This window comes from Kitasatospora mediocidica KCTC 9733 (assembly GCF_000744225.1).
GTDB lineage: Bacteria > Actinomycetota > Actinomycetes > Streptomycetales > Streptomycetaceae > Kitasatospora > Kitasatospora mediocidica.
Window position 1 is genome coordinate 1,793,316 of the sequence record NZ_JQLN01000005.1, and the last position, 25,527, is coordinate 1,818,842.

Here is a 25,527-nt window from a genome sequence, read left to right on the forward strand (position 1 = left end):
TTCACCAGCCCGGTGGCAGAGCGGTGGGTGTCGGGGTGGCGAACGCCGGGCCGGCCGCGAGCGGCTCGGGGGTGCAGTCGCACCCGGGAAGGTGCGCGGCGGCGGGGGCGGTGCAGGTGGCGGCGTGGATGTGCGCGGCCAGGTCCCGGGTGATGCCGTGGGCGGCACAAGCGAACACGGCTACCGTGTGCCCGGGGTTGTCGGCGGAGCGGCGTTGCCACTGCACCACCGGCGGTGCGCCACAACTCGCGCACACCGAAGCGAAGTTGAGCTTCTCAGGCATGTGACCACCGGACCCACAGACCGGACCGCATGTCGCTGTCGAGCACGGTGCCGAGGCTGCCGCCGGACGACTGCCAGCCGCAGACCTCGACGTAGTCGCCGGGGTTGAGCAGGAAGTCGCGGGTCGGGGTGGCGAGGCCGACCTCAGGCCCCATGGATGGCGCGTAGATGCTCGCGCCGTAGACGGCCACGCCGTTGACCTGGATCTTGACCGCCCGGAAACCGGTGGAGTTGGCGGTAGGGGCGTAGACGCCGCACACGGTGTACCACCCGCCGGCCCCGGGCTGGCAGGTGTAGCGGCTCGGGTTCGTGGTGGTGGAGTGGCCGCCGTAGGAGTCGATCGCGGCGACGTCGATCCCGAGCGGGGTCCACGTCTGGTTGCCGAGGCTCTGAGAGGTGCCCTGGTAGCCGACGAACACCGGAGGCTTTTGGAGAAAGGTCAGTTGGTCGCGGATGCCGTTGCCGATGCTGGCGGTGAAGGAGTCGGCGACGTTCCAGCTGTACGGGGTGGTGAGCGGCAGCCCGCTCAAGGGCGCTCCCTTCGTCGTTGGCGGGGCTCAGGAGTGGGACCAGCGCACCCACAGAGCGGTGCAGATGTCGGTGTAGATGCCGGTCGGGGCGGCGCCGCCGCTGGACGACTGCCAGGACGCGACTTCGAGGTAGTCGCCCGGGTTCATGAGGATGTCGCGGGTCGGCGTGGCGATCCCCGAGGCGTTCGACGAGGGCGGTAGGCCGAAGCTGCACCCGCCCGCGACCGGTTGGCCGTTGACCTGTAGGCGGGCCCCGCGGGCCCCGGTGCCGTTGGCGTTGATGGACGCGACGCCGCACGCGGTGTACCAGCCGCGCACCGGCGCGGTGAAGCGGCTGTTGTTGACGGTGTTGCTGTGGGTTCCGTACGGGTCGAGCTGGGTGGTGTCGAGGGAAAGGGGTGTCCATACCTGGTAGGGGATGGATTGGACGGTTGCCTGTGTGGCGATGCAAACCGGCGGCCCGAGAAGGAAGTTCAGACTGTCGCGGGTGTTGTTGCCGATGGTGGCGGTGAACACATCCGCCACGGACCAGGAGTAGGGGACGGGGACCGGGAGTCCGGCCAAGGAACGGGACCTCCGTTCAGTAGGCGGCGCGGGGGCCGCCGGTGGCGGTCAGGGTGGCGGCGGCGTCGAGGCTCGCCGGGTAGGCGGCCGGGGTGGGCAGCGTTACGCCCGCCGGCAGGGGCTGGCAGACGACTTCGTTCGAGACGTGGGCGTTGGCCAGCGGGGCGGTGAGCGTGACGGCGACGCTGGTGTAGCCGGGGCTGGTCGTGGCGACGCCGCCGGGGGCGACGGTCACCGTCTCGGCCACCGGCGTGCCGTAGCCGATCGTCAGCGTGGTGCCGCCCGGCAGGACGGAGGCAGCCGGGTTGGCGGCCGAGCCGTTCAGAGCGGACAGCGTGACGGTGGAGGCGCCGGCGGCGGCCGGGGTGGCGAGGGTGGTGTGCAGTGCGGCGGCGATCAGCCACCCGCTGTACGGGGCGGCGGCGGACTGCTGCAAAGACAGCTGCAACTGCCCCTGATCGTCGCCGCGCCACTCCAACTGTTCGACATAGGTGTCGAGTTGGATCGTCGAGGGCGAGGCGTTGGGGCGGCGCATGAGGCGTGCCCGGGTCCCGAAGCCGAGGCCCAGCAGGGCGGGCCAGAGCGCCGGGTTGCTCGACGGGTCGAGCGTCACACGGGACACCCGCGGCTGCGGCTCGGCGTACTGGCCGGCCAGGTAGTTGGCGGCGTACAGGGGTTCGGTCTGGTCCTGGACGTTGATCGTGCGGGCCAGGCTGGAAGGGAAGTACTCGCCGGCCGAGACGGCGTTCGAGGCGAACGTGTCGGGCTGCTGCGGTTGACCGGCGGCGGTCTGGTTGGTGATCTGGATCGTGTTGTAGACGTGATCGGGATCGAGATCGACCGACAGGTCGCCCAGGTAGGGCACCTCCCCGGGGCCGTCGCCCAGGAGGACGGCCGGGGCGGTCTGCAGGTAGCGCCAGCGGCGGCCGGCCAGCGTGACGACGCCGGAGGCGTCCGCGTACAGTTGCCCCGCTTCCGAGTCGGCGACCACCTGCAGCGTCGCGCCCGCGTTCTGGCCTGCCAAGTCGGCCGGGCCCATCACCTCGGCGGCGTTGAGGGAGGCGAGTTGGCCGGGGTACCCGCCCATGGAGAGGATTCGCTGCGCTCGCTGGGTCGAGGTGTCGCCGGACCAGCCCAGCGAGAAGCCGACGCCGATGTCGTACGCGTCGTCGTTGCCGATCTCGTACGGGATCTCGGTCGCGTACGCGATGTCACCGGAGAACAGCAGGTACGCCGAGCTGCCGATGACCAGTCCGCCGATCGAGTCCGTCGTGCACCCGGTGGTGTGGTAGTCGCCCGTGGTGGTGCCGATGTAGCCGTGGTTGTCGCAGGCGACTGTGAACACGGTTCCGTCGGCGCTCAGTTGGACGATCCCGATGTGCCATGACCCGTCGCAGCATGCGATGTCGGCCACGCCGACGGTCGAGGCGGCGCTGCCGTCGGCGTTGGAGATCCCGGCGCCGAAGTGGCCCGAGCTGTCGATGAACATCTCGACGTACGACTTCGAGCCGGTGCCCCCGACCGCGCCGGGGGCGAACGAGGTCCACAGCGCCTGGCGGACGGCGGGCGTGGTGGTGGTGCGGAAGCACACGATCCTCGTCCATCCGCCGGTTTCGGGCGGCCCGAAGGGCCCGCTCGGCGGGGGGCCGATGAACATGCCGGGCTGGTTGGTGGACTGCCCGGCGCCGGGGTTGGTGAGGGTGACGACGGGACCCGCGTTCCCGACCGAGCCGCCGCCCTGCACCGAGTTGCCGCTCGTGATGGTGGCGCTGCCCGCCCCGGACGGGGCGACCTGCGGCAGCCGGGCGGCGCGCCGGCCGGTGGCGTCGGCGAACTGCGTTGCTCCGGAGGGCTCGTTGAAGGCGAACATCGCGTCGGGGCCGAGCGCGGCGAGCCGCTGCTGCAGGCTGGGTTGAAGGGTGAGCCGGGCGATACCCGCGAGGGCGTCCACGCACCCGACTTCGACCGTGCCGTAGGCCACGCCCTTGGGCCACTGCTGCCGCATCCGCTCGACGTAGCCGGACCACACCGGGTAGGTGGTGCCCGGGTCCACCCATGCGCTCGGCGCGGTGGCCTGCTCGAACTGCCACCCGGTCATGAACAGGGTGCTCGCCACGGTGGTGGTCTGGGAGGTGGTCAGCTCGGCGCGGGCCCAGACCGCGCCGGCCGGGGCGGTGCCGCTCGACTGCACCCGCACCCACCCGGGCTGCGTCGGGATGGCGGTCGGCGCGCCGTCGGTGGTGGCGATCCGCGTTCCGTTCTGGCCGTACCAGGAGATGCGGGCCCACATCTGCAGGCCGGCCTGTCCGCCGGTGGCCATGGACACGTAGACGCTCAGCGACCACGGCTGTCCCGGTGACTGGCCGGGCTGGCCGATCACCGGGATGCCGGTCGGGTCGCACTGGCTGAACGCGCCGTTGTGGCCCTGGCCGACGGCGGCGGCGGTCGAGGGCGGCAGCGCCCAGGCAATGGCCTGGGTCTGGCCGCTCGGGGCCGCCGCCACCGTCGCGGTGGACAGGGTGCCCACCGTCGCCACCGCGTTGCCGGTCCCGGCGCCGGTGGCGAAGTCGCGCGGCAGTTGGTTGGCGCTCGGCGGCCACGTGGCGGTGACCCGCAGCAGCCGGTACGGCTTGATGCTGCCGTGGAACGGGCTTGCCGCGTTGCCCGGGTCGAACGCCCCGTCGGTGTTGTCGAGGGTGAACGAGGCGGTGCCGGACTGCACCGAGTCGAGTTCGTACTGCCGGCCCGAGCCGGTCGCCGTCCAACTGCCCCGGATTCGGCCCGTGACGTCGTTCCACAGCGGCGAACCGCCCTGCGTCCCGCCCGTGTTGAACGCGATCTGCAGGTTGATCCGGGGCCAGCCCGGCAGCATCCCGGCAGCGGGCATCGGTCGATCCCTCCTCTCGTCAGTGGGCGGCCCGCACGTAGACGAGTCCGGCCCGGGGGTTCCTGCGGTCGTTGCGCAGCGCGTGCGGCTGCACCGCGCGGAAAAGCTCATTGCCGTCGAGCTGCACGATCGTCGTCACTTCGACCACCGAGCCCGAGCTGCCGTAACTCCCCATGCCGTCGGCGCCGTTGGGAGCGGCGAGCGCCAAGTTCGGGGTGACGGTCTGCGCGGAGAGGCCGGCGGTCAGCTGGGCGACGGCTCCGGCGGCCACGTGGGCGTGCTCGGCGACACCGGCCGCGATGCCGTGCGGAATCCACTGCCCGACCTCGTCGGCCATGACCCGCGACGGTGAGGCGATCCCAAGGAACGACTTCGCCGACTTCAACGCGTCGTTCGCCAGCCCCTTGATCTTGTCCGTCAGGAAGTGGGCGGCACCCGTGACCCCGCGCACGATCCCGTTGACGATGTTCGAGCCGACATCCTCGAAGTCCCGTACCACGCCCATGACTTCGCGCTTCGCGTCGTCGAACGCACCCGAGATCGCCGAGCCGATCTTGTCGGCCGTGCTGGTCACGGACCGCCAGGCATCGAGAAGCGGTTCGATCACGGCCGAGCGGATCTGACGCCAAATCATCTGTGCCGTCAGCTCGATGATCCGCCACTTCGCGGACAGCCAGCCGATCGCGTCCGTCCACAGTCCCGACAGCCATTGCCAGAGTTCGAGCGACGGCGTGATTACGGCCTGCTTGAAAATTCGCCAGGAAAACGACGCGACCGCGCAGATTTCCTGCCAGGTTTTCACAAAGAACCCGGACACGGCGCCCCAGATCGCCAGCGCTGTGCCGATGATCTGCTTGTGCCAGTGATTCCAGATTGCAAGCAAAAGCGCGATCGGCGGGGCAAAGATCACCAGCAGAAGCGGCCACCATTTGCGAAAAAAAGCGGTCACCCGGCCGAAGATCTCTTTCGTAGTGTTCTCGATCCAGCGCCAGGCAGCGACGGCCGGATCTGCCACAAAATGCCAGGCCGCCGAGAAGAACGCGGCGATCGAGCGCCAAGCTGCCGATACTCCGCCGGTGATCATCCGCCAGAGGCGAAACGTTTCTGCGGCCAAGAAAACGAACGCGCCGACCACGACGGCGGCGACCAGCTCGGCGACTTTCTTGACCTCGGCCCAGACGCTCGACCAGTGGACGACCAGCCACGCGATCGCGGCACCGACGGCCATGACCGCGACAACGATCCAGGTCAGCGGGTTGGCGAGCAGCGCGGCCGTGAACGTCCACGCGGCAGCCGCGGCCATGTAGAGGCCGACCGCCAGCACGCCGGCCAGCGCGCCGCCGACCATGATCGCGGCGTCGTGGTGCTTCTGGAACCACGTCACCGTGGACATGACCCCGCCCAGCACGGCGGATATCGCCGGCATGAGAACCTGGCCGATCCGAATTCCGAGCGCCTCGGCGGTCGCCTTTGCTTCGGCGAGCCGCTGGTTGAACGTCTTCTGTACGTCCGCCCAACCCTCGATCGAATTCCCGCCCGCCTTGACGTGCTCGGCGATTCCGGCGGTATTCGCCTTGAAGTCGGCCATATGGCTGCCCGTCAATTCGAGGGCGGCCTGCATGGATTTAGTGCCGCCGACCATGTCGGCGAGCGCACCGATATAGGTCTGCTGCGCGGGCGGCAACTGGGCGAGCACCTTCTGAAAATCGGTGCTGCTCTTCGCCGCTTTCTGGAGATGCTCGACCAGGACCGTACCGGACGGCCCCATTTTGGACTGAATGGCATTCGTGAGCATTTCCAGCGTGGACGCCAAGCCGTTTTTCCCAAGATTCTGGGAAACGTCAATGGCCTTGAGTCCGAGCGACTGCATTTCCTGCGCCGCTTTACCGCTGGGATTGGACAGCGCGCCGATCGTCTGCCGCAGGTAGGTCGCCGCGACGGCCGCCGGGGTGCCCTGCGCCGTCATCGTCGCCATGGCGCCGAGGACTTCCTGCAGGCCGACGTGTGCGGCCGACGCGGCCGGCAGCACGTTGGCCATCGACCCGGCCAGGTCTTCGAGGTTGGTCTTTCCCTCGGCTTCGGTCGCGATCAAGCTGTTCGTGACCGCCGCGGCGTCCCCGGCGCCCATCTTGTAGGCGTTGAGCGCGGTCGTGACCGCGTCCGTCACGGTCGAGAGGTCCGCGGCCCCGACCTTGGCGCCCATCGCGGAATCCCGAAGCACCGTCAGCGCGTCCGCGCCGTGGAACGACGCGGACTCGACGGTGTACAGGCCCGAGGTCAGCTGCTCGGTGGTCTGGCCGACCTGGCCGGCCATAGCGAGCACGCCGTTGGAGACCAACGACATGTTGGCGGCGCTCTCGCCCGCCCCGGTGCGCACCCGGGTCATGGCGGTCTGGAAGTCGGCCGCCATGTGGACGGCGTGCACAGCGGCACCCGCCGCCGCGGCACCGATCCCGGCGAGCGCGGCCGTGCCGACCGCCCCCAGGCCGGCGAGCTTCCCGCCGCCCTCGGCCTCGACCTCGGCGAGTTCGGTCTTGACCGCCGCTGTGGTGGCCATCAGGCCGGTGGACTTGCCGAGAAACTCGATGAACACCGGAGGGAGGGCGCCCACAGCGGCTCACCCCCCGTCCGCGGTCTAGCTGCTGTCGGGGCCGTGCACGGCGTCGCGCCAGAGGTCCTCCCAGATCTTCGGGAGCTTCTTCTCTGCGGCTTCGGCGCCGGTCTTGAAGTACGGGTACTTGGCCTCGACGTGGCGCTTGTAGAGGTTCTGCGGGCCGCCGGCGCCGCCGGACATCACGGCCGCCGATAGGGATTGGCCCTTGCGGCGGGGCTGCTTCGAGGACTTGATCGAGGCGCGCAGCGAGCCCGAGAGCTTGCCGGGGCCGCCGGCGCGGGTGATGCGGCCCTGGGTGCGATCGACGGTGATGTTCTCGCCGGTGCGCGAGGACGCGCCGCGGTGGCCCCACCGGGGCCGCCCGCCCATCCGGCCCCGGATCGCGGTCCGGGTCACGCGCTGGGACGCCTTGAGTGCCTTGATGGTGGCGGCGTCTACCCGGCGTTCCATCCGGGTCAGCGCCTCGCCGATCTCGCGGACGCCGCTCACCCGGCCGCCGACGTCGCTGTCGTCACTCACCGCCGCCCCCGTCCTGTTGCGCGTTGCGCCGGGCCTGGGCGACCGCGTCGTCGATGGCGAGCACCCAGTCGAGTTGCTCGGCCGGCAGGTCTTCCCAGGTGTGGGGCGGTCCGACCACCTGACACAGGCGCCAGAACCGGTATTGCTCCATCGGCAACTGGTCGGCGGTGTACGTGAACTTCCCCTCTAGCGCTACGCGGAGGCGGTAGAGGGCACGGTAGGGGACGCGTCGTCCATCGTCGGGCGTAGGTCGAGCCCGGCGTCGAGGGCGCCGTCGGCGCACAGCGCCCGAAGCTCGTCGTAGATCGCGCCGGGCAGGTCCTGTAGGGCGTCGGTGGTGATCGGCCCCTCGAACGACCAGCCCATGACCCGGCCGACGACGGCAAGGTCGTTGAGCTGGTCGATGGCGTCGTAGGCGTCGGCGCCCATCTGCTGGGCCATGGCCAGGGCTTCGGCCTCGTCGATGTCCTCGACCGACCGCGGGCCGGTGGCCGATGCTTCCTTGATCACGGCGGCGAACGCCGGGTTGGCGGCGAGGCTCATCTGCAGGCGCCGGGCGGGCCGGCGAAGCCGCTCCGGAACCTCCGACGGCTCCCGCAGATCGACCCACGCGCCGGGGCTGGTGGTGAGGTTCACGCGCTTCACTGTGTCTCCTACTTGTAGGTTCCGCTCGGCAGCGCGTTGGTGAGCGTCGCCTTGATGGGGGAGTAACCGCCGGACGCGCCGGCATCGGCCGCGTTGGCGATGGCCTTAAAGGTGATGGGCAACTCCCAGTACTCCTTTGACGGCGACGGCGTCGCCTCCGGGTAGTAGATCTGCGAGCAGTGCAGCGCCAGCCCGTTGGCGGTGGCGCCGGCGCCCTGGGTGCACGACACGTCGAGGCTCTGCACAGTGCTGGCCTGGTAGGCAGCACGCTGGGTCGAGTCCTCCATGATCGTGGTCAGCTTGCCCTCGACGCTGATGTCGCCGCCCCACACCGACACCGGGTTCTGGCTGCCGTTGGCCGCCCGGATGACATCGACCTTCCGCTTGATGTTCAACTCGCCGTCCAGAACGCCGATTTGCACACCGGCGAGCTTGGTAAGGATCGACCAGTTGGCGAACGGCCGCAGGCTGCCCTGTGCCGGTGCGGGCGGTGAGGCGAGGGTGACGAACGCCCAGCCGTCGCCCTTGCCGCTCCATTCGAGCAAGCCATCGGCGTTCCACTTGAACGTGACTTCGTTGAGCCGCACACCCGGGTACTGCCACGCCCCCAAGTTGGGGTCAACGATCGTCCACGTCTTGCTGACGGCCTGGGTGTCGCCGGTGCACAGCACCGAGAACGCGGTCGCGTACGGCGCGGCGGCGCCGGTCACGACGATGTCACCGAGGATGCCGGCCAGCACGTGCCCGATGCTGTCGGCGAAGACGTCGCCGCCCAGGTCGAGGGTGCTGCCCTTCTGCCCCTGCACGATGCCGTACACCTCGACCGGGGCGCCCCGAATCCCCTTGTCCTCGCTGTTGTTGACGATGTCCTTCGGGGTGCAGGTCTTCCACGGCACCCACATCGTCGGCGCGGCCGGGATGCCGGGGGTGGCGGCCACTTCGGTGGCCACGCCGAGCGCCGCGAGATGAGTCGGCTTAGGCACCGGCGATCACCCCCTCGGGCTCGACCGCCGGGTCGGCGGTGGTGGTCTTGGGAGCGGTGCGCGCGCGGGTCGCCGGCGGGGCGGGTGTCCATGCGCCGCCGCCGGGGTCGTCGGCGAGTTCGTAGTTCTGGCCCGGGGTCGGAGTGATGCCGAGCGTGGGGTAGTACCGGCCGTCGTCCGGGCCGGTGTAGAGGAAGGCAGGCAAGGGCGGTCCTAGATGATCTTGAGACAGTCGATGGTGAGGTCGATCGAGACGTGCCGCCCGCGGTGCTCGTCGTCCCAACCGGTCGTGTGCGCGGCGCCGGCGGGGCGGGCGCGGTCCACGGCGCCGCCGAGGGAGGGGTCGGAGCGGACGACGGCGACGACCAGGTCGGCCAGGGCGCGGGCGCGGGCGAAGGTGCCGGCGGGGTTGTCGCCGCCGCGGTACACATCGACCGTGATGTGCAGCTGGTATTCCTCGCGCAGCCATCCGGGCCCGCCGCTGCCGACGCCGGATTCGGGGGCGTAGGTCTGGTGGACCTCGCCAACGCTCACGATGTCGTCGGGCTGGTAGGGGCCCGGGTCGCCGTCGGCGACCAGTAGCTCGCTCGTGGGCGAGGTCGGGTCGGGGGTGAGCGTGGTCTGCAGGTGGGTGAAGATCCACGCGCGGGCGGCGGTGATCGAGCTTGCGGGGACGGCGCCGATCGGGGTCGTCATGCGATCCCCGGCGGCCGGCGGTAGGGGCCCCAGAGTTCGAGAACCCGGTCGGGCATCGCGAAGCCGATCGGCACGTGCGTGTCGCCGCCGTCGCCGGCGCCGCCGAAGCGGGGCCGGCCGCCCTGTTGGCTCAGCTGCCACAGGTGGCGGATCAGTTCGAGCGCGCCGAGCCGGACGGTGTAGGGGACCTGCCCGGCGCGGCCGGCGGTGTACACCACCTTGACGTTCTTCGTGCCGATGGCCCAGAGCGCGGCCTGCCCGCCGAAGGTGCGGCGCGTTAGCGTGCCGACGTTGTAGTCGGCGGTGAACGCGAACGCGTTCGTTTGGCTGCCGAGAGCCTGCTCGGTGATCGGGAAGGCCGACAGGCCGTAGTACTCGGTGACCGACTGGACCGAGGCGAGCGGAAGCCAGTCGAGTTCGAGGGTGGTGCCGCCGCCGTCGAGCCACTGCACGTGCTGCTCGGGTAGGAAGGGCCCGCACACGTCCCTCGCCAACTCGCCCGCGGCGAGGATGAATCCTTGCAGCTCGTCATCCGAACTGTTCGTGTTCTGGGGGATGTTGAGGTGTGCGCGGACGGAGGCGATATCGACGATCTGCTCGATGGACATCGGGCGGACCTGGAACTGACCTTCGCTGGCGAACGCCACGCCCACGTTGGTGGCGGTCCACCGGTAGACGTAGACGCCGGCGTGGGCGACGGCCGGCACGATCGCGGTGTAGGTGCCGACGCCGGTTGAGATGGTGGGCGGCGTGGTCACGGTGCCGTCGGGGGCGGTGACGGTCAGGACGGTCGGCGACCCGTAGGCCGGGGTGCCGGTGTCGTCGAGGACGGTGACCGACAGCGCAACGTCCTGCCCGGTGAAGTAGATCAACGGCGCCAACCTGGCTCAACCCCTTTCAGCGGTAGCGGCGGTGGGCGCGGTGGTGTGCTCCGCTTCGGTGCTGGTGGTGCGCGCCGCGGTGGTGGGCGGCGGCGTGCCGGTGGTGGGCGGCGTGGTGGTGGGCCAGGTGCCGGCGGCGCTGGTGGCGGTGGTGGGCGGCCTGTAGCCGGTGGTGGTGAAGGGTGCGGCGGTGCCGGGCCTTGCCGCGCTTGCGGTGTAGGTGGGCGGCGTGGCGCTTCGTGTGCCGCACGTGGCGCCGGTGCTGCACATGGGTGCGGTGCCGCGGGGCGGCGTGGTGCCGGTGGCGGCCGGTGTGCCGGACATGGCGCGCGTGGCGCAGGTGCTTGCCCTTGGCGTGGTGCTTGAGATGGCGGGCGCGCGGGCCGCGCGGATGGTGGTGCTTGGCGTGATGGGCGGCCTTGTGATGGTGGCCGTGGGCGCTGGCGCGGCGGCGGTGGGTGCTGCCGACGTGGGAGCGGTGCCCGGAGTGGGGGCGCCGGGCCCGGTGCTGGGAGCGGACCCGGCGCAGGTGATGGCGAAGCGGGTCCGTGCCGGGCACGGCGGCTACTTCGCCGACGGGGTGTCGGCCGGGCCGGCCGGCGGGGTGGTGAACCCGGTCGGGTTCTTCGCTGCGGTCTTCGTGGTCTTCGGGGCGAGCGCCTCGTCGAGGCGGGCACCGACGGCCTTGATGTCGGTCACGAGCTTGTTCTCGACCTCGGTACCGTCGCCGAGCTTGACGGTCTTGTCCTCGACGACGCCGTGCAGATCGACGATGGCCCGGCGGGCGTGCGGGGCGATCTTCTCCAGCTCGGCCTTGATCTCGCCGGCGAGCTTCGTCGAGCCGGTGCGCAGCGCGCCCTCAAGCTCGTCGAGCAGGCCCTTGGCGTAGTTGATCGGGTTCAACGGGGTTACACCTTCCGGGAGTTGTGAGCGGGCCCGACCGTGGAGTAGTCGGCCGGGCCCGCTAGCGGGGTGGGGGTTGGGGTGGGTCAGAACGCGGGGGTGACGGCGCCGGTGCCGGTGATGATCGCGGTCGAGGACAGGTAGCGGGCGCCCTGGAACGCGACGTAGTTGTAGAGCCGGACGAACAGGCTCAGGTTCTGGGCGTATGTCTGCTGGAACGCCTCGGCCTTGATGTCGCCCTCCCACAGGTAGAAGTCGCGGAAGCGGCCGATCAGGATCGCGTCCTGGTTGGTGCCGGTGCCCAGGTTGGTGGGCATGTTGGCGTCCACGTAGACGGGCAGGCCGAGCATGGAGCCGACCGGGCCCTCGGCGTCGATGCTGTCCATCGTGCCGAGGTTGTTCATCGGGTGGCCGGCGTTGGGCACGACCAGCGGGCGGCCCTGGGCGTCGGACTGGGCCACCGCCCACCACCAGCGCCGCGGGTGCATGACGATCGCGGTCGGGGTCTGGAACCGGCTCGTGTTGATCAACTGAATGGCGTTGGCCACTTTGGAGTAGAGCCCGCCGGCGCCGCCGAGCGCGGGGGTGGCCTGGGTCCACGTCACCGGGATGGTGCCGGCGAGGTTGAGCAGGCCCATGGCGGTGCCGCCGGTGCCGGTCCCGCCGAGCACCTGGCCCGCGTCGAGCTTCTGGGCGTAGTCGGCCGCGAGGTCTTCGAGGATGATGTCGTCGATGTTGAGCGGCGACTGCTCGACGAGCTGCATCGAGATCGTCTGGCCGCCGGCCACGGTGTTGACGGATGCCGCGATGCTGGTCGTGGTGATGTCGGTCTGCTGGATACCCGTGTTCTGGGTGCCCTGCGGCGCGGTCGCGGTACCAGACGCGATCTTGGGGATGTTCAGGCTGTCGGTGCCGGGCGGGATCGCCCCCTGCACGCACAGGTTGGCCGTCACCCGACCCGGACGCACGAACCGGACGAACGACTCCTCCAGCTACTCCGGCGGCACGAACTCGCCGCCGGCCCCGTTGACGGTGGAGATCGCGCGCTTCTCGGCGACCATCCGGTCGTTGCGGCGCAGTCGCTCGGCCGCGGCGTGGTCGCCCTTGCGGGTGGCCAGGAACAGATCCTTGAAGTACGACGCGCCACCGGCGCCGGAGCGGTAGACCGGCTGCTCGACGACGCGCAGGTCGGCGGGGCTGCGGTGCTCGCCGGTGGCGGCGAACTTCCGGGCGGTCTCGGCCGCCTTCTCGTCGCGCTCGGCCTGCTCGGTCAGCTCGCCGATCCGCTCGTCGAGCGCGCGGATCTCGGCCGTGGTGGTCTTGAAGGTCTCGGCCTCGGCCGGGGTGAGGTCCCGGGCTTCGGCGGTCGGGGTGGCGAGCAGTGCGTCGAGGTCGGCCTTGACCTGGCCGCGCCGCTCGATCAGGGAAGAGATAAGCGCGGACAACTAGCGCTCCTATGTGGTGAGTTGGTGGATGGCAGCGCCCGCTCGAAGGCTGAGCCGGGGCAGGCGGAAGCGCCCGGCGGCCGGTCGGCCGTCGGGGCGAGCGAAGGGGGGAGGGGCTACAGGTCGAGGGCGGCGGCCTGGGCCTGCCACAGCCGCAGACCCGGCGGCGCGGGGGCGAACTCGACGGCCAGGCGATCGAACAGCGCGCGCCGCTCGTCGGCGGTGAGCCGCTGCAAGTCCTGCGCCGCGTCGCGGGCGTTCATCTGCGCCGAAGTTGCCGGGTTTGCACCGTAGTTGACAACGCTCACGTCGCCGTGGTCGAGGTCCACGTCGAGGATGTCGCGCTGGGAGTAGTCCGGTGACCACTGCTGGGAACGGACCCAGAAACCGAACGACATCTCGTCGAGGTCGCGCCTCGACATGGCGGAGCGCAACCCCTGCACGTCGGGGTTGGCCGGGTCGAGGTCGGCCTCGACGTGCAGGCCGGTCGAGTCCTCGGCCAGCCGCAGCGTGCCCGACTTGGTGCGCGCCAGGGTCATGCCGGCGTGGTTGAGCAGGAACGGCACGTCGGCATTCTCGGCAAGGGTGCGGGTGAATGCGCCGGCCCGCACGACTTCGGTGAACGGGCCGAGCCAATCCTGCATTTCGTACCCGACTTCGGTGACACTGGCGTATCCCTCGAAGCGGAGCACTTCGCCGCCGGTCCCGTCGGGGGCCGAGCGCAGCTCGTCGCCGCGGAAGGGAATCGAGCGACGCTCGATCGCGGCCGGCGTGGTGTTGCGGGCGCTGAGATCCATCACGGCTCCATTCCTGACGCTGCGTCGGATTTGGCGGAAGCGGCGCCCGGGTCGGCGTCCGCGGTCTTCGGGGACGCCGAGGAATTCAGCGGCGCGTTGATGTCGGCCCCCTTGCCGTCGGGCAGCGGGCCGAGGTTCTCCAGTGCGCGGATCTCGTCCTGTGTCATGATTCCGGCGGTCCTGGCCTGGGTGTAGACGGCGAATCGTCCGGCGGTGTCGGTGCGCAACAGGGCGTCGAGGTTGAAGCGGGCGACCTGCGGGCGGGGCAGCATCGCGGACCATGCGTCCTCGAACAGGCCCGTCCACGCTTCGAGGGTGTAGCGCAGGAAACCGAGCGACTGCTGCTCAATTCCCGTGCCCCAACTGGTCGTTCGGTCCACTTGGCCGAGCATGTGCGGCGGGACCCCGAAAAGCATGGCGATATCGAGGTTCTGGGCCGCCCTTGTCCCGAGGAATTGCGCGTCCTCGGGGCTGACGCTGATCGGCTTGAACTGGGCGCCGCCGCTCAACACCCCGATGGCGTGGGCGTTTTGCAGCCCGGCGTGTGAGGCGGTGAACGATTCCTTGAGAGTGCGGGCGCGCTCCTTGTCGAGGTCGCCCGGGACTTCGAGAATGCCGCTCATGTGGGCGCCGTTGCCGAAGAACCTGCCGCCGAATTCCTCGGCCGCGAGCCCCAGCGAGATGGCGTTGCGGGCGTAGGCGATCAGGCTCATGCCGGTGGCGGCCTCGGGGTGGGACATGCCCATCATGTGCACGATGTCGGCAGCCGGTACCGGCTTGCGGTTGACCTGGTAGACGCGCTGCCCGGACCCGGCCGGGTCCCATCCGCAGCGCACCCGGTCGGGGTGCAGCACCTGCAGGCGGGTCGGGCGGCCGAGGGCGTCGCGGGCGAGGACCAGCGCGTAGGCGTTGCCGCGGAGCAAGAGCGACACCATGAGCTGCACGAAGCCCACCCGGCGGGTGGGGTAGGCCATGTTGTTGGCGCCGCCGAACGGGTCGCCGACGATGACCGGCGCCGGGTCGATGGTCTCGCGCAGTGCTCCGCGCATCCGCACGGCGTCGAACGGCAGTCCGGCAACCTTCGTCGAGAGGATGCGCACGCACGCGGCCACCGCGAGCAGGCTCATGGCGGTGTCCTCGGTCACCGGGACACCGGAGGGGGTGAACGCGGCGAGCGAGCCGTTGCTCGGGATCGCCCACGGGTCGCCGGCGGAGCTGGGCGGGGCGTAGAACCGTTTCTCCGGGCGGGAGCGGGAGGCGCGACGGAGCAGGCTCACCGGTCGATCACCCACCCGGCCAGCAGCAGCGCGCCGCCGAGTACGACCAGCCCGGCGATCGGGCACCACCACCACGCGGCGGTGTCGAGGGCGACCAGGCCGGCCACGTCGAGCAGGTCGGAGAGCACCTGGCGCGAGAAGCGCACGGCGCATCACCCCCTTCGTCTACAGGTCGGCCCAGCTGAAGAACTGGGGGGTGGGCGGTCGCTCGGGTTCCTGCACGGCGCGTTCGAGCGCCATGACGGCGGCGACCGCCAAGTCGATTCGCCGGGTGCTGTGCCTGTGTTCCTTGGTGAGCCGGCTTCCGCGGGCGTCGGTCTTGATCGCGCAGTTGGCCAGGTGTCTGGCGAGCCGCGGGTCGCCGGAGTGGGTCAACTGCCCGTTCACGACGGCCTCGTAGAACCTGTTCGTCGCCGGGATCATGCGTGCCGGGCTCTGGGGGAACTCGACGATCGGCAGGTTCTCGGACTCCAACACCTGATAGGTACGGGCCCACCGGTAGGGGTCACAGTCGATCTCGCGGACGGCCCAGCGTCGGCAGGCGGCGCGGATCGCCTCCTCGACGTCGAGGATCGGCACCTGCCAGTCGCCGACCAGCGTCTCGGGCCGTTCCCATGCCGCCACGACATCCACGTGCGGCAGCTCGCCGTCGTCCGTCGGGCAGGAGACGACCACCAACGCGGTCGAGTCGCCGTTGAACGAGCCGTCGAACCCGAGGGTGACCTCGGCGCCGTCGGGCACCGGCCCGGGACGCTCGCATGCCTCCCATGCGCCGGCCGGCAGCCACCGCTCGGCGACTGTCGTCCACATCCCCAGGTGGTAGCGGACGAACTCGTGTCGGGCGATCTGGTAGAAGCGCGCGGCGACGTCCGGCACCGACAGGAAGGCGCCGGCGGCCGGGTTGGCGTCCCGGATCGCCCGGTGTAGCCGCTCCTGAAAGCCGGGGCTGTCGGGGTCGGTGAGGTCGTAGCGATCTTCCGGGCATCCCCAGCAGACGAACAGGAACTCGTCGTCTTCGATCTCACCCGAGTTGACCTTGAGGCCGTACTCGTGGAGCTTGCCGGCCATGCTGTCGAGGTCGGCCCCGGGCGTGGTCGTGTTGATCACGATCGAGCCGGCGCGCTTGGCCGCCCCGTTGGCGATCACCAGGTGCACACGGGCTTTGTTGCCGGTCCACTCGTGGATTTCGTCGAAGAACGCGGCGCTCGGCCGCTGCCCGTCGTTGGTGCCCGCGACCGCGGCGACCTTGTAGGCCCGGCCGGGGCCGCCGGCGACCTGCACCTCTCCCTCGAAGGTGTTGAACAGGCTTGCCAGGGTGGGCGATTCGTCGATCGCGGTCCGCAGGTCGCCGAACAGCAACTCGGCCTGATCGTAGGAGGCGGCGGCCACCGGGATGACCGCCGAGCGCTGGGTCGCCAGGAGGTAGGCGGCCACCCATGAGGCGATCGGAGTCTTGCCGTTGCCCTTCGGGACTTCGAGCAACGCGCGGCGGTATCGGCGGGTGCCGTCCGGCCGGAGCTCGAACAACATGATCAGAAACAGCTTCTGGAACAGCTCCAACCGCACGGGCTGCCCGAACCGGTCACCCTCCCCGTAGCGGCAATGCCGCTCGATCCACCTGATGACCTTCGGGCCGTCGCTCGGCGCGGTGGTCAGCGGCGGGGCGGACAGCGGCACCGGGACGGCGTCCGGCCACGGCAGCACCTCAGCCGGTGAGGAGTGAGCGCGGGTCGTCATCGTCGCTCACCCCCTCGGCGTCGATGTCGGCGGACAAGTCGGCGAGGGAGGTCTGCGCTTCGGCCAACTTCACCCCGAGCCGCAGCCGGGCCAGCGGGCCGATCCCGAGCTGCTGCTCGTCGGCCCGCACGCTGGCCTCGATCTTGTACGCGAGGTCGTAGAGCGGGTTCGCTTTCGGCTGGCCTGTGCTGCCGATGGTAACCGGTTCGGCGTCGGCCATTTCGAGGATGCGGTGATACCGGTCGAGGTTGCGGGCCCACCGGACGGCGAGGGAGGTGTCGGCCGGCCGGACCACGCCGGCGACCACGTCACCCCAGTAGTCCGACCACGCCGCGACCGCTTCGGCGCCCAACTCGTGCGGTGCCGCGGGCACTTCGCCGGTTGGGGCGGTCACCTGGCCCAGGTCCCGGGCGTTGCGGCGCTGCCGCTCGTGGGCGGGCTTGGGCAGCGGTCCGGGCATGCGACCACCGCCCCTGACTACTCACGGCAACTGGATACTCAGGGTGCCTATGTGGTCACCGAGGTCAAAAAATGCTGGTCAACCCGTACGAAAAACTTTCGGGCACGGGGCCGGGTCCCCAGATGATCATGCGCGCGACTTCTACCCACCCCCCGGTATGCGGCTGCACGCACCAGAAATGTGACGCTCGGTAGTGGTGGTGCGGTCAGCGGTCACGCTTGGCGGCGTTGCACGAGCGACAGAGCGCGGCCAGGTTGCTGGCCGTGTTCGAGCCGCCGGCCGCCAGCGGCACGACGTGATCGGCGGTCAGGTCGGTGGCCGGGTGGCCGGGACGGCGCCAGCCTGGGCACCAGTCGCCGACGCTCGCGCGATGGTTGGCCACGGTGGCGGCTGCGGTGCGGCGGTACCGGGAGTCGTAGCCGCGCCGGGTGGCGCTGCCCCGCCGCTGATCCTGCTGGGCCTGCCATTCGGCCTGGTGGGTGTCGCACCGGCTGGGATTCCTGGTGAGCCGACTGCACACCAGGCATGGGCGCTGTCGCCGCATCTCACCTCCCGTGAACGTCCGGTGTCGGAGTGGATCGGGGCCGAGTATGCGAACGACCCGTCACCGAGATGTGGTGACGGGTCGGGAGCCTTCGCTCTCCGGGCACGCCGGAAGCGCTTCGAACTGTAGGGCACGACTTCATAACGATGCAAGCCTGATCGGGCTGCGTCAGCTTGCGGCGGTCAGTCGATCTGCTCGGCGACCGCGCGCACGACCTTCTCGGCGAGCAGGGGTGGCACGCAGTTTCCGAGCTGAGACTGAACCGAACTCCGCTTGCCAATGAACTCGAACTCGTCAGGGAAGGTGAAGAGCTTCTTCAGCTCCGGCACCCTGAGGCGCCGGCTCTCCCAGTGGAACGGACCGATGTACGGCCCAGGCTGTGCCTGGATCGTCGGGGAAGGCCGCTGAGGGTCGAGCTTGAGCAGGAACGACCAGTAGCGGGAGCGCCACGCGAACTCCGGGTTCTTGTGGCCCTTCTCCTCGGTGTAGTGGAGGTAATTTTCTCCCGGCGGGATGTCGGGCAGGAGATGGCCGTACTTGCCGCCCACAGTCTCGCCCGGCTCGGGCTCAGCCACGACTCCCGCGAGCGCCTGTCCTGTTGTGACGTGCGGCTGGTTGACGTCGCCGGTTGCGCGACGCTCCCACTTCCCGCCGTGGGTCGCCTCCGGATGCTGCGGGAGGGTCTTGCCCTTGGGAACCCCAATGATGAACAGCCGAGGGCGGGCCTGCGGCACGCCATAGTCGGCGGCGTTCAGCACCTTCGACTCAAAGACGTAGCCCGCCTCGTCGATCTCCCTCAGGAGCCGCTCATAGGCGGGACGGGACGCCTTGTTGTTGTAGGTGAGGGCGTAGACGTTCTCAAGAACGAACGCGCGAGGCTTCGACTCTCGGAGAACTCGCGTGTATGCCTGCAGCAAAGAGGCATCAGGGTCCAGCCCCTTCCGCTTGTACTCCAGCCAGAAGCCCGACTTTGAGAACGGTGTGCAGGGAGGGCCACCTACCAGAAGGTCCGGCCGCTCCTTGCCCTTGAGGCCCGCTGCACGCAGGAGGTCTCGGGTGGGAGTCTCCAGGATGTCCTTCTGGATGACTTCGGTCTGCAGGTGAGAGAAGTTCTTCTCCATCGTGGCCACGGCGTCTGGGTCGCGCTCCACGGCGGCGCGCACCTCGTAGCCGGCCGCCTCGACCCCAAGGTCGAGTCCGCCAGCGCCAGAGAACAGGGAGATTGCGATGCCACGATTTGTCACAGAGAACAGAGTGCCAGACGAGACGGACATCGCGGCACCAGACCTGCTCGGACGGTCCGTCGGCCGACCTCTCCTGACACAACCAGTACCGTAGGTAGCCACACGTGTGCGAGCCTGGTCACCGTCACCTCTGGTCGATCAAGGAGCGCGGGTACGGTCATGGCTCAAAGCGGGGGTAAGAAGGTCCTCTCGGTGTCGCCCGCGCAGGCCAAGGCCATATTCCTTGAGGCCTTGGAGCTTGCCCAGTCGGCAGAGGAGGTGCCGGACGAGTGGCTCAAGCGCACTCGGCGGGTGAGTAAGGCCATCAGCAAGTCGAACACGCCGATCCTCGGGACAGCGCTGCTAGCCAAGGCCACGAACAAGCAGGTCAACGCTCTGGCTCTCCAGACCGGCGTCCACCGCGGCTACTCGGCACGCGGCGTGGCGAAGAACGTACTCGTGCCGCTCTGTGTCGAGCATGAGATCGATCTTCGGACCACAGGCGCCGAGCCTTTGAACAACCAGCCGTACTTCGCAAAGAAGATGGTCGTCAACACGCTCATCGACGAGAACAAGCCTGGTCGCGCCGACCTTGAGTACTTGATCGAGTGTCTTGAGGCGGTGGACTTCCTCGAAGGCGAGTCGGCTGTCCACGCCTTGGCGGCCTTCCTTCGGGCGCGCATCGAGGACGGGAACCCTGCCACCGTCCTGACGATCGACGCAGACGTGCTGCCACTTCCCGTGCTCGGCTCGCTCGCGAAGCAGTTCATCAACTCGAACCGGGAGGGAGGCCGACGAGGCCAAGCTCTGGTCGCCGCCTGCCTTGACCTCGTGCACCCAGGCATGGTCTACGCTGACGCGATCAACGACCCCAGCCGGAAGGTTCCGGGTGACGTCGCCGTCGAGATTCCGGCCCCTAGTCAATCCGCACCCCAGCCGGAACTGTTCGAGGCGGGTGGGCCTGTCGAAACCGGCCCTGGCGACAGGATCGTGGTCCTGAGCGCTGAGGCAAAGCAGAAGTCCGTTAGTCAGAGTGAGATCCTTCAGTTCGTCGAGCGACTTGCGGCGGCGGGCATTGGCAAGGGGCTCTACGTGGCGGTTGAGCCGAACCAAGCTGATCTTGAGTCGGACTGGCTCGCGAAGAAGGCCCAGGAACGCAACGGCGTCCTCTTGGAGGTCGTGAGCGACCCTGAGAGGCTCCTGACGACTGCGGTCCAGTGGTCGCCGCTCCCCCTCGACCAATGCCTGCGCACGTTCCCGCAGCTGCTGGTGAGCCGGCTCAAGGACTTCCACTGCGGACAGTCCAGCCAGCACGAGTGGGCTGAGATGCTGGCTGGTGCCGCCCCTGAGGATCAAAACCCCTAACTCAGGCACCATGCTGCCTACGCGTCCGGCCGAGCGACCAGTCTCGCGGGACTGAGCGACCCGACCTCGCGCTTATGCAGCAGTGCTGCTGCCCAGTTCCGCCACGAGACCGAGCAGTTCTGTGACGCTCCACATGCGCCGCTGCCGGTCGTCGAGCGGTACGGGGGCCGGGCAGCCAGGCCCGGTGCCGCACGTGACCCGCGGCGCCTCGTCGGGCGCGGTGTGCAGGATCAGCTCGCCACCGCACCACGGGCACGGACGGCCCTCGACGGGTGTCTCGCGCTCGTCGAGTTCCAGCGCCCGCAGCACCAGCTGCTCGCACTGTCGCGCGACCCGGATCGTCTCGTGCCGCAGGTGCTCGGGCATCGGCGCGAACAGCGCGACTGCCGTGCTGCCGTCGAGGTGCCGCTCGGGCGCGGTGTCCTCATCGAGCAGGCGGCCCTCGACCCACAACGCGGCGAAGTGGAGCCCGTGGCGGCGGCTGCCCGGGTCGGTCGGGCTGCGGAAGTGCCATCGACGGGGGTCGGCGGCATCGGCTTCGTCGTCTGCCCACACCGGCGGCCGTCCGGGACTCGACACGCGCCGACGGCCGATCGCGCGCTGCCCGGCGGCGGCCAAGGTGTCGCACAGGTCGAACAACAGAGCCTCGACGCGCACGGCGGCGTCGAGCGCGGTCAGGTTGGCAGGCGCCGGGTGCTGGCGAAGCGTCAACGGGGCCCGGTCGGCGACGAGCAGGTCGGCATCGGCCGCCTGCTGCTGGGCAAGGTGGGTGGAGAGCTGCGCCGGCGGCCACGCGGCGGCTGGCGGGGTCTCGATAGCGATCAGCAGCGCGGCCCACTCGGTGCGGACGGTGCGCAGCTGGTCGGCGGCTCGATAGAGGTCAGCGGGCTGGTACACGTGTGCGCTTCTCCGGTCTGGTGCGGGTGGAACGTGGTTGGTGGGCCTGGGCGCCCCTCTGTGGCGTACGGGGGCGCCCAGGCCGGTCAGTGGGCCGCCGTCCGGTGGGTGACGGGTTCGAGGTGGCGCGCGGCGCGGGCGAGCGCCATGCCGTCGATCAGCTGCGCGGCGAGCAGCGCCTCGTACGCCTGCGGGTCGGGCTTGGGCTCGGCGGCGGTGGCGGCACGCAGGTGGGCGAGTTCGATCTCGGCCTGCCGGCCGCGCTTGGCCCTGGCGACCGCTCGGCGCAGGGCCCGGCGCATCACGTGCATCCGGCGCCGGCCATCGGCGGCGATCCGGGCCCACTCAGCGCACCACTCCCGGTAGACCGCGAGATCGCAGATTCCGGCGCGCAGGATGGCGGCTTCGGCCGGCAGCAGGCTGCCGCGCTCGGCCCGCTCGACCAGGTGCAGCAGCACGGTGACGTCCGCGCGGTCCGGGGCGCTCATCGGATGCCCCGGCCGTGGGCGACGGTGCGCGCGGCTGGCTTGCCACCGTCGCGCGGGATCGGCGGTCGGCTCATCAGCCGTTCGACGTCGTCGAGCCGCGATTTCGGCTCGACGTGCTGCGGCTCGGCGGCCGTAGTGCGCGGCTGGCGCGCCCGGGTCGGCTCCAGGCGGCGTACGGCGGTCCAGGCGCCGTGGCCGGCGTGCTCCTCGATGTCCACGGTGGCGCCGGCCCCGGCCAGCTGCCGGGCGACCTTGTCGAGGCGGCGCCGGTCGGTGGTCTGGAACCGCGTCGGCTGGGTGGTGGACGGCCACGCCGCGGTGAGCCGGTAGGCGGTCTGGTTGTGGGTGGTGCCGGTGCGGGCGCGGCGGCGGTGGCGTGGGGTCATGCGGCACTCTCCTGTCGATCGCGCCGGGCCTGGGCGGCCTCTCGGCGGCTGGGGTGGACGGTCGCGCGCCGGTGCCAGCTCCCGGCGCGGTTGGGCCCGCGGTTGGTGCGGCGCCGGCACTGCTCGCCGACCGGAGCCCGGCACCAGGTGCACGCGACGGACAGGTCGTCCGATCGGCCCTGCTCGCTCGCGGCTTCCCGGGCGGCCTTCGCCGGGCGGTAGGGGCGAAGCGCGTCGGCGGCTTCCGCCGGGACCGGGCTGCCGGCAGCGGCGATCCGGGCGACGATCGCCGGGTGTGGGTCGCCGCTGGTCACCTCGCGGGACGCGGTTGGCGCTGCCTGCCCGGTGGCGACCGCGTCGCGCTGCGCCCGGATCGCGGCCTGCCAGCCGGCGACGTCGTCGGGATCGACTGCCGGGGTGGGGTCGGTGTGCCGGGCGAGCAGCGCCCGGCGGTGGGCGGCCCACGGGCGGGTGACATCGACGGCCAGGATCGGGAACGGGCTCTCGGCCACGTGGCGGCGCACCACGGCGGCGGCGTCCCAACCGTCCGGCGCGATGGCCGGGACGTCGCGCAGCAGTTCGCACCAGCGGCGCAGCTGCTCGGCGGCTTCGGCCTGGTTGCTGTTGGCGGTGCGTGGGTCGAGCTCGGCCACGTAGGCCAGCAGCGCGGCGACCTCGTTCGGCATCATCCTGCGTTCCCCCCTCGTGAGTTGAGTTCGGCGAGCGCCGCCTGCAACAGCTCCGAGTTGCGGGCGGTCCGCGACGTTCCTCCGGCCGTGCCGCTGCCGGGTACGACGTGGAGCGGCGGCGTGGCCCGCTCGCGGGAAATCCAGTGCTGCCAGTCGCTGCGCCACTGCTCGGCGGTGCGGGCCGGCGCCGCGGCTCGGTGAGCCAGCCACTTGGCGGTGGCCCGGTCGATGCCGTCGATGCCGAGCCGCTGCAGGTGCCCGGTGACGCCGGCCCAGCCGATCAGGGCGTCGTCGGGCTGCCAGTCGGCGGGCAGAGTGAAGCGGGCAGCAGAGGCGGCGGTGTGCTCGCGCGCGCCCGTGCGCTGCTCCCTTTCAGTTCCCTTTCCTTTCTGTTCTCTCCTGTTCTGGGGTGCGGTTTCGGCACTACCGGTGGTGCAGTTGCTGCACCGTTGACCGGCGAATTCGGCACCCCCGGTGGTGCAGTTCCCGCAGGCTTCGGCCGCGCGTGGTGCCGTTTCCGCACCATCGGTGGTGCGGTTCTCGCACCGGTGCTGTGCCGAATCCGCACCACCCGTGGTGCAGATCTCGCACCCCTCGACCACGCCGGCGGGATCGGCGGCGCCGCCGGTCGGGACCGTGCCGGGGGTCCAGCCGACCGCCAGGGGCAGCCGGTAGACCCGTTCGCCGCGCGGCCCGGTGCGGCCCCGGACGATCTCCAGCTCGCCGAGCTCGATCGCCCGGTCAACGGCGGTCACCACCGTTCGCCGGCCCGCGCCGGTGCGCTCGGCCAGCGAGGTGGTGCTGCCGTAGGCCAGGCACTCGGGGCCGGTGACGTGGTCGGCCAGCGAGAGCATCACCAGGCGCGCGGTGCCGCGCGCCCGGGACCGCTCCCAGACCCAGTCACGGGCGGAATGGCTCATCTGGCGTTCTCCCTGTGCGAGTTGCGGGCGGCGCGGGCACGGCTTCGGGGCGTGGCGGCCGGACATGGTCGGGGGGACGGGGCGGCGAGCGTGGCGCGGTCGAGCAGCAACCGCAGTGCGTGCTCGGCCTGTTGGGGCACCACACCGTTGCCGAGCGCGTGCAGCTGGGCAGCCCGGCTGAGGCCCGGAACGGCGGTCACATGGCCGTCGGGCAGGCCCATCAACCACTCGACGAACCGAGGGCTCAGGCGTCCTCGATCGTCAGTTGGCCGGGGTGCGGGGCGGGTGAACTCCTCCCACGTCGCGACCGCCGGGCCGTAGGCTCCCCAATCCGGTACGCCGCCGACGACAGGGTCAAGTCCCCCTTGCTCCCGTGCTGGTTCGGGCTGCCCTTGCTCCCGTCGCTCGCGCGCGGGGTCGGCAACATGGCGATCATGGTGCGCAGGTTCAGCCCGCCTTCCCCGGTGTGCGCGGGGCCGGTGTGCTCCGATGCCGTCGGGCTCGGCAGCAGCCGCACCGCGAGCCCGAGCGGCAACCCCATCTCGCTTGTGCCGCCATGCCGTTCGCGCATCCGGGCGCGCCGGGCGAGCCACCGCTCGGGTGTGATCACGTCCTGGATGAACGTCGCGGTCGGCGTCGGCAGCAGGCCACGCCAGGATGAACAGGCGCCGGCGCTGGTGGGCCGCGCCGACATCGGACGCGCGTACACACACCCACTCCGCATCCCACCCGAGGCGGGCAAGGTCGGCGAGGACGGTGTCGAATCCCAGGGAAAGGTGCCCTGAGACGTTCTCAAAGAGTGCGAGTCGGGGTCGTAGTACCCCAAGGGCATGGGCGATGTACGGCCAGATGTGCCGATCATCCTCGGTTCCCTTCCGGCGTCCCGCCGTGCTGAACGGCTGGCACGGGTACCCGCCGGTAAGGATGTCGATCGGCTCGACCGCCGCCCAGTCCACGACCGTCAGGTCGCCGAAATTGGGAGTGTCGGGCCAGTGGTGGTGAAGGATGCGCCGTGCGCCCGGGTCGATGTCGGAGTGCCAGACCACCGACCCGCCGAGCACCCGCTGCACGCCCATGTCGAGACCGCCGTAGCCGGTGCACAGCGACCCGATCCGGAGATCGGTGGTCACCCGAGCACCTCCAGCGCATCGAGCTGCCCCGGGCTCGGCTCCACGTCGTGCGAGACGGACGGCGGTGCCGAGCGGCGCGGCCTGCGGACCGGTTCGACGGTGTCGAGGTAGGGCACGGCGCCGCCGTCGAGGGCGAGCTGCGCGGGGCCGAACCGGTCAGGCCACGCGACGTGGTCCAGCGCGCACCGCTGACCGGCGGGCACCTCGACCAGCGGCTCGCCGAGCCAGTCGTGCCCCATGGCGACCAGCACGAAGGCATCGGCCTGGTTGTCGTCGGCGACCGGCACCCGGTAGGTACGGCGCACCGCGGCGACCACCGCCGACTTGGACGCGTTGCCCCTGCCTGTGGCGTACTTCGCCCGCGCGGTCGGGGCGACCACCGCGACCGGCACATCGCGGCGCATCAGGGCGTCCACCACCAGCCACCACAGACCGGCGCGGTCCCAGACCGAACCGGTGGTGCGGGAGTAGGCCGGGCCCTCGATCACGGCGAGATCGCACGTGCCGACCAGGGCGACCACGCCGCCGGCGAGCCGGTGCAGTCGCGTCCGGCGGGCGAGGAACGAGTCGTCCCGGCGTCCGCTGCTGCCCACGGTCCGCGCCCAGTCGGCGCCGGCCACGCCGGACCCAGTCAGCGACAGGTCGAGCCCGCACACCCGGGGCCG

At 70.6% G+C, this 25,527-nt stretch carries 31 protein-coding genes; 1 reads left to right on the forward strand and 30 read right to left on the reverse strand.

From position 1 onward, the window contains the following. Window position 1: 1 nt before the first annotated feature. From BS80_RS21885 to BS80_RS21980, 23 genes are all read right to left on the reverse strand, one after another. Window positions 2-283, reverse strand: coding sequence for a hypothetical protein (locus tag BS80_RS21885; protein WP_083975040.1), 282 nt, complete (start codon window positions 281-283; stop codon window positions 2-4). Beyond that, the gene (locus BS80_RS21890; RefSeq protein WP_051966892.1) at window positions 276-812 is read right to left on the reverse strand and encodes a hypothetical protein; all 537 of its coding nucleotides are present in this window, start codon (window positions 810-812) and stop codon (window positions 276-278) included. Before BS80_RS21890 ends, BS80_RS21885 begins: the two co-directional genes overlap by 8 nt. Before the next feature lie 27 nt (window positions 813-839). After that, on the reverse strand, window positions 840-1,376 hold the full coding sequence (locus tag BS80_RS21895) for a hypothetical protein (RefSeq protein WP_035799843.1): 537 nt from the start codon (window positions 1,374-1,376) through the stop codon (window positions 840-842). Window positions 1,377-1,392: 16 nt separating this feature from the next. After that, window positions 1,393-4,263, reverse strand: coding sequence for a hypothetical protein (locus BS80_RS21900; RefSeq protein WP_035799849.1), 2,871 nt, complete (start codon window positions 4,261-4,263; stop codon window positions 1,393-1,395). Window positions 4,264-4,282: 19 nt separating this feature from the next. Then, entirely contained in the window at window positions 4,283-6,856 is a 2,574-nt protein-coding gene (locus BS80_RS21905) for a phage tail tape measure protein (protein WP_232246559.1), read from the reverse strand. A 42-nt stretch (window positions 6,857-6,898) separates the two neighbouring features. Further along, window positions 6,899-7,396, reverse strand: a complete 498-nt coding sequence (locus BS80_RS21910) for a hypothetical protein (protein WP_035799854.1) — start codon at window positions 7,394-7,396, stop codon at window positions 6,899-6,901. After that, the gene (locus tag BS80_RS43590; RefSeq protein ID WP_269676111.1) at window positions 7,389-7,514 is read right to left on the reverse strand and encodes a hypothetical protein; all 126 of its coding nucleotides are present in this window, start codon (window positions 7,512-7,514) and stop codon (window positions 7,389-7,391) included. Before BS80_RS43590 ends, BS80_RS21910 begins: the two co-directional genes overlap by 8 nt. Before the next feature lie 74 nt (window positions 7,515-7,588). Beyond that, a complete protein-coding gene (locus BS80_RS21915; protein ID WP_198045577.1) occupies window positions 7,589-8,032 on the reverse strand; it encodes a hypothetical protein in 444 nt (147 codons plus the stop codon). 17 nt (window positions 8,033-8,049) lie between these two features. Beyond that, window positions 8,050-9,024, reverse strand: coding sequence for a phage tail tube protein (locus tag BS80_RS21920; RefSeq protein ID WP_035799859.1), 975 nt, complete (start codon window positions 9,022-9,024; stop codon window positions 8,050-8,052). Then, window positions 9,017-9,229 carry a hypothetical protein gene (locus BS80_RS21925; protein ID WP_035799862.1) on the reverse strand — a complete coding sequence of 71 codons (213 nt, stop codon included), beginning with the start codon at window positions 9,227-9,229 and terminating at the stop codon, window positions 9,017-9,019. The genes BS80_RS21920 and BS80_RS21925 overlap by 8 nt, the downstream gene beginning before the upstream one ends. 8 nt (window positions 9,230-9,237) lie before the next feature. Beyond that, on the reverse strand, window positions 9,238-9,720 hold the full coding sequence (locus BS80_RS21930) for a hypothetical protein (RefSeq protein WP_035799867.1): 483 nt from the start codon (window positions 9,718-9,720) through the stop codon (window positions 9,238-9,240). Continuing rightward, window positions 9,717-10,592: a hypothetical protein gene (locus tag BS80_RS21935; RefSeq protein ID WP_232246561.1), complete on the reverse strand. Its 876-nt coding sequence runs from the start codon at window positions 10,590-10,592 to the stop codon at window positions 9,717-9,719. Before BS80_RS21935 ends, BS80_RS21930 begins: the two co-directional genes overlap by 4 nt. Window positions 10,593-10,617: 25 nt before the next feature. After that, window positions 10,618-11,160 (reverse strand): hypothetical protein, encoded by a 543-nt coding sequence (locus BS80_RS21940; RefSeq protein ID WP_035799869.1) that lies wholly within the window; start codon window positions 11,158-11,160, stop codon window positions 10,618-10,620. 5 nt (window positions 11,161-11,165) lie between these two features. Then, window positions 11,166-11,504, reverse strand: a complete 339-nt coding sequence (locus BS80_RS21945; protein ID WP_035799870.1) for a hypothetical protein — start codon at window positions 11,502-11,504, stop codon at window positions 11,166-11,168. A gap of 86 nt (window positions 11,505-11,590) precedes the next feature. Next, window positions 11,591-12,472: a phage major capsid protein gene (locus tag BS80_RS42970; RefSeq protein WP_232246562.1), complete on the reverse strand. Its 882-nt coding sequence runs from the start codon at window positions 12,470-12,472 to the stop codon at window positions 11,591-11,593. 24 nt (window positions 12,473-12,496) lie between these two features. Then, complete coding sequence (locus BS80_RS42975) at window positions 12,497-12,949, reverse strand: hypothetical protein (protein ID WP_232246563.1); 453 nt, start codon at window positions 12,947-12,949, stop codon at window positions 12,497-12,499. Window positions 12,950-13,065: 116 nt separating this feature from the next. Beyond that, window positions 13,066-13,746: an HK97 family phage prohead protease gene (locus BS80_RS21955; protein WP_051966893.1), complete on the reverse strand. Its 681-nt coding sequence runs from the start codon at window positions 13,744-13,746 to the stop codon at window positions 13,066-13,068. Beyond that, a complete protein-coding gene (locus BS80_RS21960) occupies window positions 13,746-15,038 on the reverse strand; it encodes a phage portal protein (protein ID WP_332262187.1) in 1,293 nt (430 codons plus the stop codon). Before BS80_RS21960 ends, BS80_RS21955 begins: the two co-directional genes overlap by 1 nt. Further along, window positions 15,020-15,169, reverse strand: coding sequence for a hypothetical protein (locus BS80_RS41985; RefSeq protein WP_198045578.1), 150 nt, complete (start codon window positions 15,167-15,169; stop codon window positions 15,020-15,022). The genes BS80_RS21960 and BS80_RS41985 overlap by 19 nt, the downstream gene beginning before the upstream one ends. 19 nt (window positions 15,170-15,188) lie before the next feature. Beyond that, a complete protein-coding gene (locus BS80_RS21965) occupies window positions 15,189-16,760 on the reverse strand; it encodes a terminase TerL endonuclease subunit (protein ID WP_083975042.1) in 1,572 nt (523 codons plus the stop codon). Continuing rightward, window positions 16,729-17,220, reverse strand: coding sequence for a phage terminase small subunit (locus tag BS80_RS21970; RefSeq protein WP_035799873.1), 492 nt, complete (start codon window positions 17,218-17,220; stop codon window positions 16,729-16,731). Before BS80_RS21970 ends, BS80_RS21965 begins: the two co-directional genes overlap by 32 nt. 205 nt (window positions 17,221-17,425) lie before the next feature. Then, window positions 17,426-17,764 carry an HNH endonuclease gene (locus BS80_RS21975; RefSeq protein ID WP_035799874.1) on the reverse strand — a complete coding sequence of 113 codons (339 nt, stop codon included), beginning with the start codon at window positions 17,762-17,764 and terminating at the stop codon, window positions 17,426-17,428. A gap of 182 nt (window positions 17,765-17,946) precedes the next feature. Further along, window positions 17,947-19,038, reverse strand: coding sequence for a DNA cytosine methyltransferase (locus tag BS80_RS21980; protein ID WP_035799877.1), 1,092 nt, complete (start codon window positions 19,036-19,038; stop codon window positions 17,947-17,949). Between the two features lie 129 nt (window positions 19,039-19,167). On the opposite strand from BS80_RS21980, the gene BS80_RS21985 reads away from it, so the two are divergent. Continuing rightward, window positions 19,168-20,352 (forward strand): restriction endonuclease, SacI family, encoded by a 1,185-nt coding sequence (locus BS80_RS21985; RefSeq protein WP_035799879.1) that lies wholly within the window; start codon window positions 19,168-19,170, stop codon window positions 20,350-20,352. A gap of 72 nt (window positions 20,353-20,424) precedes the next feature. Here BS80_RS21985 and BS80_RS21990 read toward each other — a convergent pair whose 3' ends face one another. The 7 genes from BS80_RS21990 to BS80_RS37945 all read right to left on the reverse strand — a co-directional run bounded on the left by BS80_RS21990 (window position 20,425) and on the right by BS80_RS37945 (window position 25,518). Further along, window positions 20,425-21,249 carry a hypothetical protein gene (locus tag BS80_RS21990; protein WP_035799882.1) on the reverse strand — a complete coding sequence of 275 codons (825 nt, stop codon included), beginning with the start codon at window positions 21,247-21,249 and terminating at the stop codon, window positions 20,425-20,427. A gap of 86 nt (window positions 21,250-21,335) precedes the next feature. Beyond that, the gene (locus BS80_RS21995) at window positions 21,336-21,737 is read right to left on the reverse strand and encodes a hypothetical protein (RefSeq protein WP_035799885.1); all 402 of its coding nucleotides are present in this window, start codon (window positions 21,735-21,737) and stop codon (window positions 21,336-21,338) included. Beyond that, entirely contained in the window at window positions 21,734-22,123 is a 390-nt protein-coding gene (locus BS80_RS37935; protein ID WP_051966895.1) for a hypothetical protein, read from the reverse strand. The genes BS80_RS21995 and BS80_RS37935 overlap by 4 nt, the downstream gene beginning before the upstream one ends. Then, a complete protein-coding gene (locus tag BS80_RS22005; RefSeq protein ID WP_035799888.1) occupies window positions 22,120-22,812 on the reverse strand; it encodes a zinc finger domain-containing protein in 693 nt (230 codons plus the stop codon). The genes BS80_RS37935 and BS80_RS22005 overlap by 4 nt, the downstream gene beginning before the upstream one ends. Further along, the gene (locus BS80_RS22010; protein WP_035799891.1) at window positions 22,809-23,732 is read right to left on the reverse strand and encodes a helix-turn-helix domain-containing protein; all 924 of its coding nucleotides are present in this window, start codon (window positions 23,730-23,732) and stop codon (window positions 22,809-22,811) included. Before BS80_RS22010 ends, BS80_RS22005 begins: the two co-directional genes overlap by 4 nt. Further along, the gene (locus BS80_RS39555) at window positions 23,729-24,862 is read right to left on the reverse strand and encodes a DNA cytosine methyltransferase (protein ID WP_232246565.1); all 1,134 of its coding nucleotides are present in this window, start codon (window positions 24,860-24,862) and stop codon (window positions 23,729-23,731) included. Before BS80_RS39555 ends, BS80_RS22010 begins: the two co-directional genes overlap by 4 nt. Further along, window positions 24,859-25,518 carry a RuvC family protein gene (locus tag BS80_RS37945; protein WP_051966897.1) on the reverse strand — a complete coding sequence of 220 codons (660 nt, stop codon included), beginning with the start codon at window positions 25,516-25,518 and terminating at the stop codon, window positions 24,859-24,861. Before BS80_RS37945 ends, BS80_RS39555 begins: the two co-directional genes overlap by 4 nt. Between the last annotated feature and the right edge of the window lie 9 nt (window positions 25,519-25,527).

Coding starts and splice junctions, on each gene's coding strand:
- BS80_RS21885 (WP_083975040.1), bottom strand. CDS start 283: ATGCCTGAGAAGCTCAACTTCGCTTCGGTGTGCGCGAGTTGTGGCGCA.
- BS80_RS21975 (WP_035799874.1), bottom strand. CDS start 17,764: ATGCGGCGACAGCGCCCATGCCTGGTGTGCAGTCGGCTCACCAGGAAT.
- BS80_RS21980 (WP_035799877.1), bottom strand. CDS start 19,038: ATGTCCGTCTCGTCTGGCACTCTGTTCTCTGTGACAAATCGTGGCATC.
- BS80_RS21930 (WP_035799867.1), bottom strand. CDS start 9,720: ATGACGACCCCGATCGGCGCCGTCCCCGCAAGCTCGATCACCGCCGCC.
- BS80_RS37935 (WP_051966895.1), bottom strand. CDS start 22,123: ATGACCCCACGCCACCGCCGCCGCGCCCGCACCGGCACCACCCACAAC.
- BS80_RS21985 (WP_035799879.1), top strand. CDS start 19,168: ATGGCTCAAAGCGGGGGTAAGAAGGTCCTCTCGGTGTCGCCCGCGCAG.
- BS80_RS21900 (WP_035799849.1), bottom strand. CDS start 4,263: ATGCCCGCTGCCGGGATGCTGCCGGGCTGGCCCCGGATCAACCTGCAG.
- BS80_RS21970 (WP_035799873.1), bottom strand. CDS start 17,220: ATGCCCGGACCGCTGCCCAAGCCCGCCCACGAGCGGCAGCGCCGCAAC.
- BS80_RS21995 (WP_035799885.1), bottom strand. CDS start 21,737: ATGAGCGCCCCGGACCGCGCGGACGTCACCGTGCTGCTGCACCTGGTC.
- BS80_RS21965 (WP_083975042.1), bottom strand. CDS start 16,760: ATGACGACCCGCGCTCACTCCTCACCGGCTGAGGTGCTGCCGTGGCCG.
- BS80_RS22005 (WP_035799888.1), bottom strand. CDS start 22,812: ATGATGCCGAACGAGGTCGCCGCGCTGCTGGCCTACGTGGCCGAGCTC.
- BS80_RS21955 (WP_051966893.1), bottom strand. CDS start 13,746: ATGGATCTCAGCGCCCGCAACACCACGCCGGCCGCGATCGAGCGTCGC.
- BS80_RS22010 (WP_035799891.1), bottom strand. CDS start 23,732: ATGAGCCATTCCGCCCGTGACTGGGTCTGGGAGCGGTCCCGGGCGCGC.